Genomic DNA, 15,577 nt, shown 5'->3' on the forward strand with positions numbered 1-15,577 from the left:
GCCGCGGCCAGCCGCTCGGTGGTGGCGCCGGGCAGCGCGGCCGCGCGCTCGTCGAGCGCGCGACGCACCTTCAGCGCGAATTCGAGTTCTCGGTTTGCGGGAGCGGAGCTCATAGCGTGATTCCTTTGGCCTTGAGCGCTAGCGCCAGGGCGTGGGTGGCTCGCGAGCAATGCGTCTTGACGCTGCCTTCGGAGCATCCCATCGCGGCTGCAGTCTCGGCGACATCCATATCTTCCCAGTAACGCATCAGGAACGCTTCCCGTTGACGCGCCGGCAATTTCTGGATCTCTTCGTCGATCAGGGCCAGAACCTGTTCGCGCTCGAGGCGATGCTCGCTGCTCTCCACGCCGGGATTGTCGTCCGCGGTCTCGAGCGTTTCGAGCGGGTCGAAATCGTCGTCGTCGGTGGTATTGAGCGACGAGAACAGCGTGACCCACGTGTTGCGGACCTTCTGCCGGCGAAACCAGTCGTGGATCGCGTTCTGCAGAATCCGCTGGAACAGCAGCGGCAGCTCGGCCGCCGGCCGGTCGCCGTATTTCTCCGCCAGCTTGATCATCGCGTCCTGCACGATGTCCAGCGACGCATCGTCGTCACGCACCGCGTACGCAGCCTGCTTGAACGCGCGCCTTTCGACGCCCGCCAGAAAGTCGGCGAGTTCCTTGTCTGATGCCATTCCGTGAAGGTATGCGCTGCGGACCGCTGCGTGGTGTGAAAGGTCGAAAAATTTCGTAAAACCCGCGGATGCTAACAAATTTTCGCGCCGCTTGGCACCGACGCGCGGCGTACGCGTTGTGCGCGAGCCGCGCCGGTCGTGCGTGTCCGGCCGCGCATGATGCGCTGCGGGATATTTTGCTTGACGGCGCATCGGCGAGCCGCTATCGTCGGCGATTCGCAACATGAAGTGATGGTCTCATTTGAGGCTGGCCCATGAAGCCCGCCCTTCAACTGGACGCGCCGCTTGAACCCGAGCCACAAGCCCGGCAGAGAGCACCCGATCAATTTTTTGCCGAAAATTCGAAAGGTCAAAATGAACATGCCCAGCGCGGAATTCTCCACGTCGGAACCCCTTTCCCCTCCCGATAGCGACTCCATCGGCGCCACCGTGCTCATGAAGGCACTGGCCGACGAAAACGTCGAATTCATCTGGGGCTATCCCGGCGGCTCGGTTCTCTATATCTACGACGAGCTTTACAAGCAGGACAAGATTCAGCACGTGCTGGTGCGCCACGAACAGGCGGCCGTGCACGCAGCCGATGCCTATGCGCGCTCCACCGGCAAGGTCGGCGTGTGCCTCGTGACGTCGGGCCCCGGCGTGACGAACGCGGTCACCGGCATCGCGACGGCCTACATGGATTCGATCCCGATGGTCGTGATCAGCGGCCAGGTGCCCACCGCAGCGATCGGCCAGGACGCGTTCCAGGAATGCGATACGGTCGGCATCACGCGCCCGTGCGTGAAGCACAACTTCCTCGTGAAGGACGTGCGCGACCTCGCGCAGACCGTCAAGAAGGCGTTCTACATCGCGCGCACCGGCCGTCCGGGCCCGGTGCTGATCGACATCCCGAAGGACATCTCGAAGACGCCGTGCCAGTACGAGCCCGTCAAGAGCGTGTCGCTGCGCTCGTACAACCCGGTCACGAAGGGCCACTCGGGCCAGATCCGCAAGGCCGTGTCGCTGCTGCTGTCGGCCAAGCGTCCGTACATCTATACGGGCGGCGGCATCATCCTCGCCGATGCGTCGCGCGAGCTGAACCAGTTCGCGGATCTGCTCGGCTATCCGGTCACGAACACGCTGATGGGCCTCGGCGGCTATCGCGCGTCGGACAAGAAATTCCTCGGCATGCTCGGCATGCACGGCACGTACGAAGCCAACATGGCGATGCAGCACTGCGACGTGCTGATCGCGATCGGCGCACGCTTCGACGATCGCGTGATCGGCGATCCGGCGCACTTCGCATCGCGTCCGCGCAAGATCATCCACATCGACATCGACCCGTCGTCGATCTCGAAGCGCGTGAAGGTCGACATCCCGATCGTCGGCGACGTGAAGGAAGTGCTGAAGGAGCTGATCGAGCAGCTGCAGACGGCCGAGCACGGCCCCGATACCGAAGCGCTCGCGCAATGGTGGAAGGACATCGAGAGCTGGCGCGCGAAGGACTGCCTGAAGTACGACCGCGAGAGCGAGATCATCAAGCCGCAGTACGTGGTCGAGAAGGCATGGGAACTGACGGACGGCAACGCGTTCGTGTGCTCCGACGTCGGCCAGCACCAGATGTGGGCTGCGCAGTTCTACCGTTTCAACAAGCCGCGCCGCTGGATCAATTCCGGCGGGCTCGGCACGATGGGCTTCGGCCTGCCGGCGGCGATGGGCGTCAAGATGGCGCACCCGGACGACGACGTGCTGTGCATCACGGGCGAAGGCTCGATCCAGATGTGCATCCAGGAACTGTCGACCTGCCTGCAGTACGACACGCCCGTGAAGATCATTTCGCTGAACAACCGCTACCTCGGCATGGTTCGCCAGTGGCAGCAGATCGAATACAGCAAGCGCTATTCGCATTCGTACATGGATGCGCTGCCCGATTTCGTGAAGCTTGCCGAAGCGTACGGCCATGTCGGCATGCGGATCGAAAAGACTTCGGATGTGGAGCCGGCGCTGAAGGAGGCGCTGCGCCTGAAGGACCGCACCGTGTTTCTCGACTTCCAGACCGATCCGACCGAAAACGTCTGGCCGATGGTCCAGGCCGGCAAGGGCATCACCGAGATGCTGCTCGGATCGGAAGATCTGTAACGGCGCGACGCGCGCAGCGCGCGGGGCCGCCGCCTTCACGAAGGGCGGTGCGGCACCGGGCGGCGCGCGGCGCGAGTGAATCGACACGGACACATTCTGGAAGAAGCGAACATGAGACACATCATTTCCGTCCTGCTGGAAAACGAACCGGGTGCGCTGTCGCGCGTGGTCGGTCTGTTTTCCGCACGCGGCTACAACATCGAAACCTTGACGGTGGCGCCGACCGAAGACCAATCGCTGTCGCGGCTCACCATCGTATCCATTGGCTCCGACGACGTGATCGAACAGATCACGAAGCATCTGAACCGCCTGATCGAGGTGGTGAAAGTGGTGGACCTGACCGACGGTGCACACATCGAACGCGAGCTGATGCTGATCAAGGTCCGTGCAGTGGGCAAGGAGCGCGAAGAAATGAAGCGGATGTCGGATATTTTCCGCGGCCGCATCATCGACGTGACCGAGAAGACCTACACGATCGAATTGACGGGCGCGAGCGACAAGCTCGACGCATTCATCCAGGGGCTGGACGCGGGTGCGATCCTCGAGACCGTGCGCACCGGCAGCTCCGGCATCGGACGGGGCGAGCGCATCCTGAAGGTGTGATGCCGGGCGGTACGCCGCACGGCACGCCGGGTGCGCCGTCAGGTCCCGGCCCGCAGTACTCCATTTGAACGAATCGTTGAATTTTTGAATTAGCGAAGGAACCACCATGAACGTTTTCTACGACAAAGACGCCGACCTCTCCCTCATCAAGGGCAAGCAAGTCACGATCATCGGCTACGGCTCGCAAGGCCACGCACACGCGCTGAACCTGAAGGACAGCGGCGTGAACGTGACGGTCGGTCTGCGCAAGGGCGGCGCGTCGTGGAGCAAGGCCGAGAACGCGGGCCTCGCGGTGAAGGAAATCGCGGAAGCGGTGAAGGGCGCCGACGTCGTGATGATGCTGCTGCCGGACGAGCAGATCGCCGACGTCTACGCGAAGGAAGTGCACGCGAACATCAAGCAGGGCGCGGCACTCGCATTCGCGCACGGCTTCAACGTCCATTACGGCCAGGTGATCCCGCGCGCCGACCTCGACGTGATCATGATCGCGCCGAAGGCACCGGGCCACACCGTGCGCGGCACGTACTCGCAGGGTGGCGGCGTGCCGCACCTGATCGCCGTGGCGCAGAACAAGTCGGGCGCGGCGCGCGACATCGCGCTGTCGTACGCGGCAGCGAACGGCGGCGGCCGTGCCGGCATCATCGAGACGAACTTCCGTGAAGAGACCGAAACCGACCTGTTCGGCGAGCAGGCCGTGCTGTGCGGCGGTACCGTCGAGCTGATCAAGGCCGGCTTCGAAACGCTGGTCGAAGCGGGCTACGCGCCGGAAATGGCGTACTTCGAGTGCCTGCACGAACTGAAGCTGATCGTCGACCTGATCTACGAAGGCGGCATCGCGAACATGAACTACTCGATCTCGAACAACGCCGAGTACGGCGAGTACGTGACGGGCCCGCGCGTCGTCACGGAAGAGACGAAGAAGGCGATGAAGCAGTGCCTGACCGACATCCAGACCGGCGAATACGCGAAGAGCTTCATTCTGGAAAACAAGGCGGGCGCACCGACGCTGCAGTCGCGTCGCCGCCTGACGGCCGAGCACCAGATCGAGCAGGTCGGCGCGAAGCTGCGCGCGATGATGCCGTGGATCGCGAAGAACAAGCTCGTCGACCAGACGAAGAACTAAGCACCGCGTGCTGTTCCGGCCCTTCGAACGGAGGGTCGGTGTCAAAAAGCCGCCCGAAGGCAGCAGTGCCCCGGGCGGCTTTTGCTATGCTACGTGCTTTGCAATTCACCGAACACAGAACGAATCCATGAACTATCCTCATCCGATCATCGCGCGCGAAGGCTGGCCGTTCATCGCGATTGCAGCCGTCATCGCGCTGTTGATCCACGCCGTCGGGGGCTTCGGCTTCGCGTGGCCGTTCTGGCTCCTGCTCGTTTTCGTCGTCCAGTTCTTCCGCGATCCGCAGCGCCCGATTCCGGCGCAGCCGAATGCGGTGCTGTGCCCGGCGGACGGCCGGATCGTCGCGGTCGAGACCGCGCACGATCCGTATGCGAATCGCGAAGCGCTGAAAATCAGCGTGTTCATGAATGTCTTCAACGTGCACTCGCAGCGTTCGCCCGTCGACGGCGCGATCACGAAGGTCGAATACTTCCCGGGCGCATTCCTGAACGCGGCGATCGACAAGGCGTCGACCGAAAACGAGCGCAACGCGGTCGTGATCCAGACGGCAAGCGGCAAGACCGTGACCTCCGTGCAGATCGCCGGCCTCATCGCGCGCCGGATTCTCTGCTACGTGCGTGCCGGCGAGCCGCTGTCGCGCGGTCAGCGCTACGGTTTCATCCGCTTCGGTTCGCGCGTCGACGTGTATCTGCCGCTCGGCAGCCGCGCGAAGGTGTCGATCGGCGAGAAGGTGTACGCGTCGTCGACGATCCTCGCCGAGCTCGAACAGTAAGCGGCGAGGCGCACGATGGCCGCATTCAAACCGCGCCGCCCGCGCAACGGCGTCAACCAGCCGCCGCGCTCGTTCCGCCGCAACAAGGCGCTCACGCCCGAGCCGGCACCGATCGAGAGCCGCCGCGCCGCGCGCCAGCGGTTCCTGAAGACCCGCGGCATCTATCTGCTGCCGAACGCGTTCACGACGGCCGCGCTGTTCTGCGGCTTCTTCGCGGTCGTGCAGGCGATGAACGTGCGGTTCGAAATCGCCGCGATCGCGATCTTCGTCGCGATGGTGCTCGACGGAATGGACGGCCGCGTCGCGCGGATGACGCACACGCAGAGCGCCTTCGGCGAGCAATTCGACAGCCTGTCGGACATGGTGTCGTTCGGCGTCGCGCCGGCGCTCGTGATGTACGAGTGGGTGCTGAAGGATCTCGGCCGCTGGGGCTGGCTCGCCGCATTCGTCTACTGCTCGGGCGCCGCGCTGCGTCTCGCGCGTTTCAACACGAATATCGGCGTCGTCGACAAGCGTTTCTTCCAGGGCCTGCCGAGCCCGGCCGCCGCCGCGCTGATCGCCGGATTCGTCTGGCTCGCGACCGACAACCGCGTGCCGATGAAGCTCGGCTGGCTGCCGTGGGTCGCGTTCGCGCTGACGATCTACGCAGGCGTGACGATGGTGTCGAACGCGCCGTTCTACAGCGGCAAGGCGCTCGACGTCCGCCACCGCGTGCCGTTCGCGGCAATCCTGCTCGTCGTCGTCGCGTTCGTGCTGGTGTCGTCCGATCCGCCGCTGATGCTGTTCTGCCTGTTCGTGCTGTACGGGCTGTCCGGCTACGTGTTCTGGGCCTACATGGCCGTGCGCGGACGCGCGAATCCCGCGCGCTCGTCGCAGCGCGATCACTGACGCATCGCTCTGCATGCAACGGCGGCCTCGAGGCCGCCGTTTTTATTTGTCCCTGTTTCGCTGGCGCGTGCGTCGCGCTTCGGGCGCCGTCCGATTGCGTACGTTGCGGAATGCCGCTATAGTCTCCGGCATGACTGCGTTCTCCCGCCTCTCCCTCCTTCTAGCCGGTGCGCCGCTACGCGCGCTAGCTTCGGCGCGCCTGCCGCGCTGACCGTTCTCGCCCTCCGTCAAGCCTCGTCTGTTGTTGAGCGTCGCCAGCGGTGGCGCGATCTCATTACGTTGACTTCCGTATAAAGAGCCCTGGAGCCTCCCCATGACAGACAAGCTGATCATTTTCGATACGACCTTGCGTGACGGCGAACAATCGCCCGGTGCGTCGATGACGAAGGAAGAGAAAATCCGCATCGCGAAGCATCTGGAGCGCATGAAGGTCGACGTGATCGAAGCGGGCTTCGCGGCCAGCTCGAACGGCGACTTCGACGCGATCCATACGATCGCCGGTCTCGTGAAGGACAGCACGATCTGCTCGCTGGCACGCGCGAACGACAAGGACATCCAGCGTGCGGCCGACGCGCTGAAGCCGGCCGAGAGCTTCCGGATCCACACGTTCATCGCGACGTCGCCGCTGCATATGGAGAAGAAGCTGCGGATGACGCCCGACCAGGTGTTCGAGCAGGCGCGTCTCGCGGTGCGCTTCGCGCGCAAGTTCACCGACAACGTCGAATTCTCGCCGGAAGACGGCAGCCGCTCCGACATGGACTTCCTGTGCCGCGTGCTGGAAGCGGTGATCGCCGAGGGCGCAACGACGATCAACATCGCCGACACGGTCGGTTACGGCGTGCCCGAGCTGTACGGCAACCTCGTGAAGACGCTGCGCGAGCGCATTCCGAACTCGGACAAGGCGGTCTTCTCGGTGCACTGCCACAACGATCTCGGGATGGCGGTCGCGAACTCGCTGGCCGGCGTGAAGATCGGTGGCGCGCGTCAGGTCGAGTGCACGATCAACGGTCTCGGCGAGCGCGCGGGCAACACGTCGCTCGAAGAAATCGTGATGGCCGTGAAGACGCGCAAGGACTATTTCGGTCTGGACGTCGGCCTCGACACCACGCAGATCGTGCCGACCTCGAAGCTCGTGTCGCAGATCACCGGTTTCGTCGTCCAGCCGAACAAGGCTGTGGTCGGTGCGAACGCGTTCGCGCATGCGTCCGGCATTCACCAGGACGGCGTGCTGAAGGCGCGCGACACGTACGAGATCATGCGTGCGGAAGACGTGGGCTGGACCGCGAACAAGATCGTGCTCGGCAAGCTGTCGGGCCGCAACGCGTTCAAGCAGCGTCTGCAGGAGCTCGGCGTGTCGCTCGACAGCGAAGCCGAACTGAACGCCGCGTTCATGCGCTTCAAGGATCTCGCCGATCGCAAGTCGGAAATCTTCGACGAGGACATCATCGCGATCGTGTCGCAGGAATCGGCGCTCGCGCAGGAGCAGGAACACTTCAAGTTCGTGTCGCTGTCGCAGCATTCGGAAACGGGCGAGCAGCCGCACGCGAAGGTCGTATTCTCGGTCGACGGCAAGGAAGTGGCGGGCGAGGCTCGCGGCAACGGCCCGGTCGACGCGACGCTGAACGCGATCGAGAGCGAGGTGGGCAGCGGCTCCGAGCTGCTGCTGTACTCGGTGAACGCGATCACGACCGGCACGCAGGCGCAGGGCGAAGTGACCGTGCGGCTGTCGAAGAGCGGCCGGATCGTCAACGGCGTCGGCACCGATCCCGACATCGTCGCCGCCTCGGCGAAGGCGTACATCGCCGCGCTGAACAAGCTGCATTCGAAGGACGACAAGCTGAACCCGCAGCGCTCCTGAGCCTCGCGTCGCGCGCATGCCGAAACGCCCCGAGCGGCCTTGTGCCGCCGGGGCGTTTTTTATGCGCGCGTCATTCCGCGGCCGGCGCGCGGAACCCCCAGCGTCGCGGTGCGCTGCCCGGCTGCGCGTGCGGGCGGCGGAACTCGACGGCGATCCCGCGTCGCGGCGCATCGGCGATGAACGCGTCGAGCAGTTCGAGCACGTCGTGATCGATGTAGTCGGCGCGCGTCGCGTCGACGATCACGGCCGCGCGGTCCGGAATGTGCCGCAGATGGTGCTTGACCTGAACCTTGCCGAGGAACGATACGTCCTTGCGGAACGACAGCAGGAAGTGGTCGTCGTGCTGCGCGAGCGTGACCGGGCTTTTCAGGTTCGCGACCGCGACCGTCAGCACGCTGCACGCGAGACCGGCGGCGATGCCGAACAGCAGATCGACGGCCAGCACGCCGGCGATCGTGGCCGCGAACGGGACGAACGCGGCCGGCCCCTGCTTGAGCACGGCACGAAACAGTGCCGGCTTCGCGAGCTTGAGGCCCGTATGGATCAGGATCGCGGCGAGACTCGCGAGCGGAATCAGGTTGATCAGGCCGGTCAGCGCGAACACGCTCACGAGCAGCAGCACGCCGTGCACGACGGCCGACACGCGGCTTTGCGCGCCCGCATTGACGTTGACCGAACTGCGCACGATCACCGAGGTGATCGGCAGGCCGCCGACCGCACCGGCGACGAGATTGCCGACGCCTTGCGCCTTCAGTTCGCGATCGGGCTGCACGGGCCGGCGCTTCGGATCGATCTGCTCGACCGCTTCGAGGCACAGCAGCGTTTCGAGGCTCGCGACGACGGCCAGCGTGATCGCGACGCGCCACACGTCGGGATTGGCGAGCTGCGCGAAGTTCGGGCCCAGCTCCGCGTGCTTCAGCGACGCGGCGAACGCCGCGAACGATTCGAGTTCCGGCAGCGCGACGCGGTGCGCGGCGCCCGGCGCGACGGACGGTGCGACTGCGCCGAGCACGAGCGTCGCGCCGATGCCGAGCACGACGACCGCGAGCGGGGCCGGCACCGCGCGCGCCCATGCGAAGCGGCGCAGCACGCTCGAATCCCATGCGACCAGCAGCGCGAGCGACACGACGGCGATCGCGGTCGCGGCCCAGGCGGCAGGCTGAGCGGACCACGACGCAAACGATTGCGCGGACGCGCCGCCGATGCCGAGCGCGAACGGAATCTGCTTGACGATCAGCAGCACGCCGATCGCGGCGAGCATGCCCTTGATGACGGATGACGGCACGTACGCGGCGAAGCGCCCGGCGCGCAGCATGCCGAACACGAACTGCAGTACGCCGGACAGCAGCACGGCGAGCAGGAACGCGGAGAAGCTGCCGAGCTGCGCGATGCCGTCGACGACGATCACGACGAGGCCGGCGGCCGGCCCGCTGACGGACAGCGATGAGCCGCTCAGCAGCGCGACGACGATGCCGCCGACGATGCCCGACATCAGTCCGGCGAACGGTTCGACGCCGGAGGCGTTCGCGATGCCGAGGCAGAGCGGCAGCGCGACGAGGAATACGACAATGCCGGCGACGATGTCGCGCGGCACGGTGGAGAGACGCTCGTTGAGTTTCATGATGGGCGATGTTGAGGGCGAGGAAAGGGGCATCAGCCGAGCGCGTCGGCCATCGCGGCCGGGGCGGCGGCGGGATCGGCGGCGGCGGCCGCATATCCGGAATCGAGCTCCTTGAGGCGGCCGTCGGCGAGCGAGAAGATCCAGCCGTGCACGAGCGGCGGCCGTTCGCGCTCGCGCACGATCGGCGACGCGCGCAGCAGCCGCACCTGCTCGAGCACGTTCAGCTCCGCGAGGCGATCGGCGGCGGCCGCATCGTCGAGCCCGTCGAGCTCGCGACGATGGCGCCGCGCGAGCGAGCAGAGCGGTGCGATCCGGCGCGCGACGTGCGGCAGATCGGCGGGCGGCGGCAGCAGCGATGCGCGTACGCCGCCGCATCCGTAGTGACCGCAGACGATCACGTGATCGACTGCGAGCACGCGCACCGCGTATTCGAGCACGCTCGCGGCGTTGTCGTCGTCCGGATGGAACAGGTTCGCGATGTTGCGATGAACGAACAGTTCGCCGGGCGCGCAATGCGTGATCGTCTCGGCCGGCACGCGGCTGTCCGCGCAGCCGATCCACAGCACGCGCGGGTTCTGTCCGCGCGCGAGCGCGTCGAAGAAGCCGGGCGTGCGTTCGCGCGTTTCGCGGGCCCAGGCGATGTTGGCAACCAGCATGCTCTTGGGGCGGTTCATCAGGACTCCTTTTATATCGAGACAGAGAAATATCGCTCAAAGCGACGCATCGACATGCTTTCTGAATTGAAAGGTTGGTTTCGACTGATATTAGGGGTATGCCCTAGCGCTTCGGGTGAGGAGAAACAAATTGTTTCAAATTGACGTATCGAGGTGCATCGGCGCACCAAAGCAACGCATGCAATCGCGACGACGGCGGTCGGCGCGGAAGCCCGCCATACAAAGCGGCGCGGCCGAACGTGCGGCCGCGACGACGCGAAAGCTGCGACGCGCGATTGAATCGAGCGGTGAAATAAAGCAAATGGCCATTCACGATCGCTTGTGAATGGCCATTTCGAAAAAGCGGCGGAAAATCGTCCGGAAATGAATCGGCGCGATTCAAAACAGATTGCGGCGATCGGGGTCGTGCAACGGATCGGGCGTCTTTTGCGTCATGCGCAGAATGCCCTGCGGGTCGAAATAAAAGCTGTACATCAGGTACCAGACGTTGTCCTCGAGATACCGGTACGTCCACACCTCGCGCTTCATCAACGGGAAATACGACGTCTCGACCGGGCGGCCGAAGTTGACGAGCACGTCCGTCTTCGTCCACTTGCCGATCTCGGCGCGATAGAACTCGCTCGGCTGCAGCACCTGGCGGACGTTGAGGATCTTGCCCGCCGCGTCGACGTCGGCCGCGACGGTGATTTCGCCCATCGGCTGCGTCGGCCACATTAGCCGCTTGCCGCCGCCGGGCAGATCGTAGATCTCGCGCGGCGGGCCCATGCGGGCGACGATCGCCGACGAGTCCTGACCGGCCTGGTATTGCTGCCACGGTTGCGCGCAACCGGCCAGCAGCGCCGCCGCACAGGCGAGCAGGACCGGCAGGCGCGCGGGAATGCGAATGCGCATCGGGATTCTCCAGTACACGGGAAAACAGTCCAGTTGTATCACGGACGGCGCACGCCGGCGCGCGGCGTTGGAAAAAATCGGTGCGGATCGGCGACGCGGCGGACCGCTTGCCGGCGTGCGGGCAGCGGGCCTATGATTCGGCGCTTCTCGGAACGGATCGAAGGGCGGAAGACCGATGCACGGATGGAAGCGTTGCGCGCTCGCATGGAGCGCCGGATGGACGATCGCGGCGTCCGCGTTCGCGGGCGGCGAGCCGGTGCGGATCGCGCTGATCGAAGGGATGTCCGGGCCGTTCGCGAATGCGGGGGCGGCGGTCGAGCGCAACCTGCGGTTCGGCGTCGAGCAGGTCAACGCGGCGGGCGGCGTGAAGCTGCGCGACGGCGCGCATCCGCTCGAGCTCGTCGTACTCGACAGCAAGGGCAGCCCCGAAGAGGCGCTGATGCAACTGCGCGCGGCCGCCGACCGGCACATCGGCTTCGTGGCGCAGGGCAACAGCTCGGCCGTCGCGGCCGCGCTCGTGGCGGCGCTCGACAAGCAGAATGCACGCGATCCCGACAACCGGATGCTGTTCCTGAACTATTCGGCCGACGATCCGGCGCTGACCGGCGCACGCTGCAGCTTCTGGCACTTTCGCTTCGACGCGCACGCGGGCATGCGGATGGCCGCGCTGGCCGACGTGATGGCGCGCGACCCGGCGCTGCGTAACGTGTACCTGCTGAACCAGGACTACAGCTTCGGGCGCGACGTCAGCGCGCTCGCGCGGCAGACGCTCGCGGCGCGCCGTGCGGACGTGCGCATCGTCGGCGACGAGTTCCATCCGATCGGCCGCATCAAGGACTTTTCGCCGTATGTCGCGAAGATTCGCGCGAGCGGTGCCGACGCGGTCGTCACCGGCAACTGGGGCAACGATCTGACGCTGCTCGTGAAGGCGGCGCGCGAGCAGGGGCTGAACGCGAAGTTCTACACGTTCTACGGCAACAGTCTCGGTGCGCCGGCCGCGCTCGGCGACGCGGGCGTCGCGCGCGTGGTGGCGGTCGCCGACTGGCATCCGAACGTCGGCGGCGCGAAGTCCGACGCGTTCTACCGCGCGTTCCGCGCCCGTTTTCCGGCGGCGCAGGACGACTACCCGGTGCGGCGCATGAGCGAGATGATCGAAATGCTCGCCGCCGCGATCGACCGTGCGGGCTCGGCCGACCCCGTCGCCGTCGCGCGTGCGCTGGAGGGGCTGTCGTTCGACGACGGCTTTCACCCGGCGCGGATGCGCGCGCAGGATCACCAGTTGATCCAGCCCCTTTACGTGATGGAAATGGACAAGGCGGGCACGCCGGGCGTGCGCTTCGACAACGAAGGCTCCGGGTACGGGTTCCGGACCGTGCTCGCGGTGCCGGCGGCGCGCACGGAGGCGCCGTCGACCTGCTCGATGAAGCGCCCGTGACCGCAAGCGCTTAGGCGCGACGCGGAGTTGTGCTACAATGCGCGCCGGTTGTAAGTCACGGCACGGCCATTCTTCCGTGTCCGCCTGTTTAGTTTGAAAGGAAATCACATGTCTGTTGCAGATATCAAGAAGTCGGAAGTCGTTGCTCAGTTCGCCCGCGGTACCAACGACACGGGTTCGCCCGAAGTCCAGGTCGCACTGCTGACCGCACGTATCGTCGAACTGACGGGTCACTTCAAGACCCACGCGAAGGATCACCACAGCCGCCGCGGCCTGCTGCGCATGGTGAGCCGTCGCCGCAAGCTGCTCGACTACCTCAAGGGCAAGGATGCCGACCGTTACCGCGCGCTGATCGAGAAGCTGGGTCTGCGTAAGTAATCGCGGGGCGATTGCCGCCAGCAAGATGCCTGTGTCAGTCCGCTGATGCAGGCATTTTGTTTTTGCGCGGTGCGTAGCGTCACGCGCACCGCAGGCAGTCCGGCCGTTCTCGGCGGGCTGCCGCAACGATCGATACCGGGGTCGGGATTTGTGTCATTCCAGCGCGCCGCTTTGCGAGCGCCGCGCTGGAATGGCATAAAAAACACACCTTGCTCCGGGTGATTCGGTCGGGACGCCGCCGCGCGGGATGACCGGCGCGGCGAACGAAATGCATGAATACAAAGGAGCAACCATGTCCATGTTCAACAAGGTCGTGAAGGAATTCCAGTGGGGCCAGCACAAGGTGCGCCTCGAAACCGGTGAAATCGCGCGCCAGGCGAGCGGCGCGGTGATCGTCGACGTCGAGGACACCGTCGTGCTCGCGACCGTCGTCGGCGCGAAGTCGGCGAAGCCGGGCCAGGACTTCTTCCCGCTGACCGTCGACTACATCGAAAAGACCTATTCGGCCGGCAAGATCCCGGGCGGCTTCTTCCGTCGCGAAGGCCGTCCGTCGGAACACGAAACGCTGACGTCGCGCCTGATCGACCGTCCGCTGCGCCCGCTGTTCCCGGAAGGCTTCTACAACGAAGTGCAGGTCGTGATCCACGTGCTGTCGGTGAACCCGGAAATCCCGGCCGACATCCCCGCGCTGATCGGCGCATCGGCCGCGCTCGCCGTGTCCGGCCTGCCGTTCAACGGCCCGGTCGGTGCTGCGCGCGTCGCGTACGTGAACGACCAGTACGTGCTGAACCCGACCCGCGAGCAGCTCAAGTCCTCGCGTCTCGACCTCGTCGTCGCCGGCACCGAGCGTGCGGTGCTGATGGTCGAATCGGAAGCCGATCAACTGTCGGAAGAAGTGATGCTCGGCGCGGTCGTGTTCGGCCACGAGCAGATGCAAACCGCGATCGACGCGATCCACGAACTCGTGCGCGACGGCGGCAAGCCCGAGTGGGACTGGCAGCCGGCGCCGAAGGACGAGGCGCTGATCGCCCGCGTGACCGAAATCGCGCAGCCGGAACTGCTCGCCGCGTACCAGATCCGCGACAAGCAGGCCCGCTCGGCGAAGCTGAAGGAAGTGTACGCAGCGACGTCCGCGAAGCTGGAAGAGGATGCGCTGGCGGCCGGCACGGTCGCGGCCGACAAGGCCACGGTCGGCAACATCCTGTTCGATCTCGAAGCGAAGATCGTCCGCGGCCAGATCCTGAACGGCGAGCCGCGTATCGACGGCCGCGACACGCGCACGGTGCGTCCGATCGAGATCCGCACGGGCGTGCTGCCGCGCACGCACGGCTCCGCGCTGTTCACGCGCGGCGAGACGCAGGCGCTCGTCGTCGCGACGCTCGGCACGAAGGGTGACGAGCAGATCATCGACGCGCTCGAAGGCGAATACCGCGAGCGCTTCATGCTCCACTACAACATGCCGCCGTTCGCGACCGGCGAAACGGGCCGCGTCGGCTCGCCGAAGCGCCGCGAGATCGGTCACGGCCGCCTCGCGAAGCGCGCGCTCGTCGCGTGCCTGCCGAGCGCCGAAGAGTTCGGCTACTCGATTCGCGTCGTGTCGGAAATTACCGAGTCGAACGGTTCGTCGTCGATGGCGTCGGTGTGCGGCGGCTGCCTCGCGCTGATGGACGCCGGCGTGCCGATGAAGGCGCACGTCGCGGGCATCGCGATGGGCCTGATCCTCGAAGGCAACAAGTTCGCGGTGCTGACCGACATCCTCGGCGACGAAGATCACCTCGGCGACATGGACTTCAAGGTCGCGGGCACCGCGCAGGGCGTGACGGCGCTGCAGATGGACATCAAGATCCAGGGCATCACGAAGGAAATCATGCAGGTCGCGCTCGCGCAGGCGAAGGAAGGCCGCATGCACATCCTCGGCAAGATGACGGAAGCGGTGGCCGGCGCGAACACGCAGCTGTCCGAATTCGCACCGCGCATGATCACGATCAAGATCAACCCGGAAAAGATCCGCGACGTGATCGGCAAGGGCGGCTCGGTGATCCGCGCGCTGACCGAAGAAACGGGCACGACGATCGACATCTCCGACGACGGCGTCGTGACGATCGCGAGCACGAGCAGCGAAGGCATGGCCGAAGCGAAGAAGCGCATCGAGAACATCACGGCCGAGATCGAAGTCGGCCAGGTGTACGAAGGCACGGTGCTGAAGCTGCTCGATTTCGGCGCGATCGTGAACCTGCTGCCGGGCAAGGACGGCCTGCTGCACATCTCGGAAATCGTCAACGAGCGCGTGAAGGACATCAACGACTACCTGAAGGAAGGTCAGCAGGTGAAGGTCAAGGTGATCCAGACGGACGAGAAGGGTCGCGTGCGTCTGTCGGCGAAGGCGCTGCTGAACGAAGCAGCGGCTGCGGCGCAGTCGGATACGCCGCCGCAGCAGTAAGCGGAACGGCGAACGAACGGCCGGCTGCGCGAAAGCGGGCCGGCCGTTTTTTCTGTAGCATCGTTGTGCGGCGCAGCAGCGCCGGCCATGCGTCCGCGCGCGG

At 65.5% G+C, this 15,577-nt stretch carries 14 protein-coding genes; 9 read left to right on the top strand and 5 right to left on the bottom strand.

Going from position 1 to position 15,577, the window contains the following annotated elements; translation table 11 throughout:
* The coding region (locus HMPREF3115_RS31370; protein WP_141751745.1) for a DUF3619 family protein at positions 1-113 on the bottom strand (113 nt) is incomplete at its 3' end.
* Entirely contained in the window at positions 110-673 is a 564-nt protein-coding gene (locus tag HMPREF3115_RS26145) for an RNA polymerase sigma factor (protein ID WP_012213003.1), read from the bottom strand. The genes HMPREF3115_RS26145 and HMPREF3115_RS31370, both read right to left, overlap by 4 nt.
* 354 nt (positions 674-1,027) lie before the next feature.
* Between HMPREF3115_RS26145 and HMPREF3115_RS26150 the strand changes: the two genes are divergently transcribed.
* From HMPREF3115_RS26150 to HMPREF3115_RS26175, 6 genes are all read left to right on the top strand, one after another.
* A complete protein-coding gene (locus HMPREF3115_RS26150; protein ID WP_059940758.1) occupies positions 1,028-2,791 on the top strand; it encodes an acetolactate synthase 3 catalytic subunit in 1,764 nt (587 codons plus the stop codon).
* 111 nt (positions 2,792-2,902) lie between these two features.
* Positions 2,903-3,394 carry an acetolactate synthase small subunit gene (gene ilvN / locus HMPREF3115_RS26155; RefSeq protein WP_006398781.1) on the top strand — a complete coding sequence of 164 codons (492 nt, stop codon included), beginning with the start codon at positions 2,903-2,905 and terminating at the stop codon, positions 3,392-3,394.
* A gap of 106 nt (positions 3,395-3,500) precedes the next feature.
* A complete protein-coding gene (gene ilvC, locus HMPREF3115_RS26160) occupies positions 3,501-4,517 on the top strand; it encodes a ketol-acid reductoisomerase (RefSeq protein WP_006398782.1) in 1,017 nt (338 codons plus the stop codon).
* Positions 4,518-4,644: 127 nt separating this feature from the next.
* Positions 4,645-5,289, top strand: coding sequence for a phosphatidylserine decarboxylase (locus HMPREF3115_RS26165; protein ID WP_006398783.1), 645 nt, complete (start codon positions 4,645-4,647; stop codon positions 5,287-5,289).
* A gap of 15 nt (positions 5,290-5,304) precedes the next feature.
* Entirely contained in the window at positions 5,305-6,177 is an 873-nt protein-coding gene (pssA, locus tag HMPREF3115_RS26170) for a CDP-diacylglycerol--serine O-phosphatidyltransferase (RefSeq protein WP_006398784.1), read from the top strand.
* 313 nt (positions 6,178-6,490) lie between these two features.
* Entirely contained in the window at positions 6,491-8,035 is a 1,545-nt protein-coding gene (locus HMPREF3115_RS26175) for a 2-isopropylmalate synthase (protein WP_006405574.1), read from the top strand.
* A gap of 70 nt (positions 8,036-8,105) precedes the next feature.
* Here the strand turns inward: HMPREF3115_RS26175 and HMPREF3115_RS26180 are convergent, their stop codons facing one another.
* The 3 genes from HMPREF3115_RS26180 to HMPREF3115_RS26190 all read right to left on the bottom strand — a co-directional run bounded on the left by HMPREF3115_RS26180 (position 8,106) and on the right by HMPREF3115_RS26190 (position 11,221).
* Positions 8,106-9,656: a SulP family inorganic anion transporter gene (locus HMPREF3115_RS26180; protein ID WP_070556731.1), complete on the bottom strand. Its 1,551-nt coding sequence runs from the start codon at positions 9,654-9,656 to the stop codon at positions 8,106-8,108.
* 32 nt (positions 9,657-9,688) lie between these two features.
* Positions 9,689-10,330 (bottom strand): carbonic anhydrase, encoded by a 642-nt coding sequence (locus tag HMPREF3115_RS26185; RefSeq protein ID WP_070556733.1) that lies wholly within the window; start codon positions 10,328-10,330, stop codon positions 9,689-9,691.
* A gap of 378 nt (positions 10,331-10,708) precedes the next feature.
* Complete coding sequence (locus tag HMPREF3115_RS26190) at positions 10,709-11,221, bottom strand: hypothetical protein (protein WP_053297007.1); 513 nt, start codon at positions 11,219-11,221, stop codon at positions 10,709-10,711.
* A 175-nt stretch (positions 11,222-11,396) separates the two neighbouring features.
* Here HMPREF3115_RS26190 and HMPREF3115_RS26195 point away from each other — a divergent pair, with 175 nt between their 5' ends.
* From HMPREF3115_RS26195 to pnp, 3 genes are all read left to right on the top strand, one after another.
* A complete protein-coding gene (locus HMPREF3115_RS26195) occupies positions 11,397-12,656 on the top strand; it encodes a branched-chain amino acid ABC transporter substrate-binding protein (RefSeq protein WP_059940760.1) in 1,260 nt (419 codons plus the stop codon).
* Between the two features lie 108 nt (positions 12,657-12,764).
* A complete protein-coding gene (rpsO, locus tag HMPREF3115_RS26200) occupies positions 12,765-13,034 on the top strand; it encodes a 30S ribosomal protein S15 (protein WP_006398792.1) in 270 nt (89 codons plus the stop codon).
* Between the two features lie 292 nt (positions 13,035-13,326).
* Entirely contained in the window at positions 13,327-15,474 is a 2,148-nt protein-coding gene (gene pnp / locus HMPREF3115_RS26205) for a polyribonucleotide nucleotidyltransferase (RefSeq protein ID WP_006405567.1), read from the top strand.
* The last annotated feature ends 103 nt before the right edge of the window (positions 15,475-15,577 follow it).

The sequence above is a fragment of the Burkholderia sp. HMSC10F09 genome (assembly GCF_001806955.1).
Lineage (GTDB): Bacteria > Pseudomonadota > Gammaproteobacteria > Burkholderiales > Burkholderiaceae > Burkholderia > Burkholderia multivorans.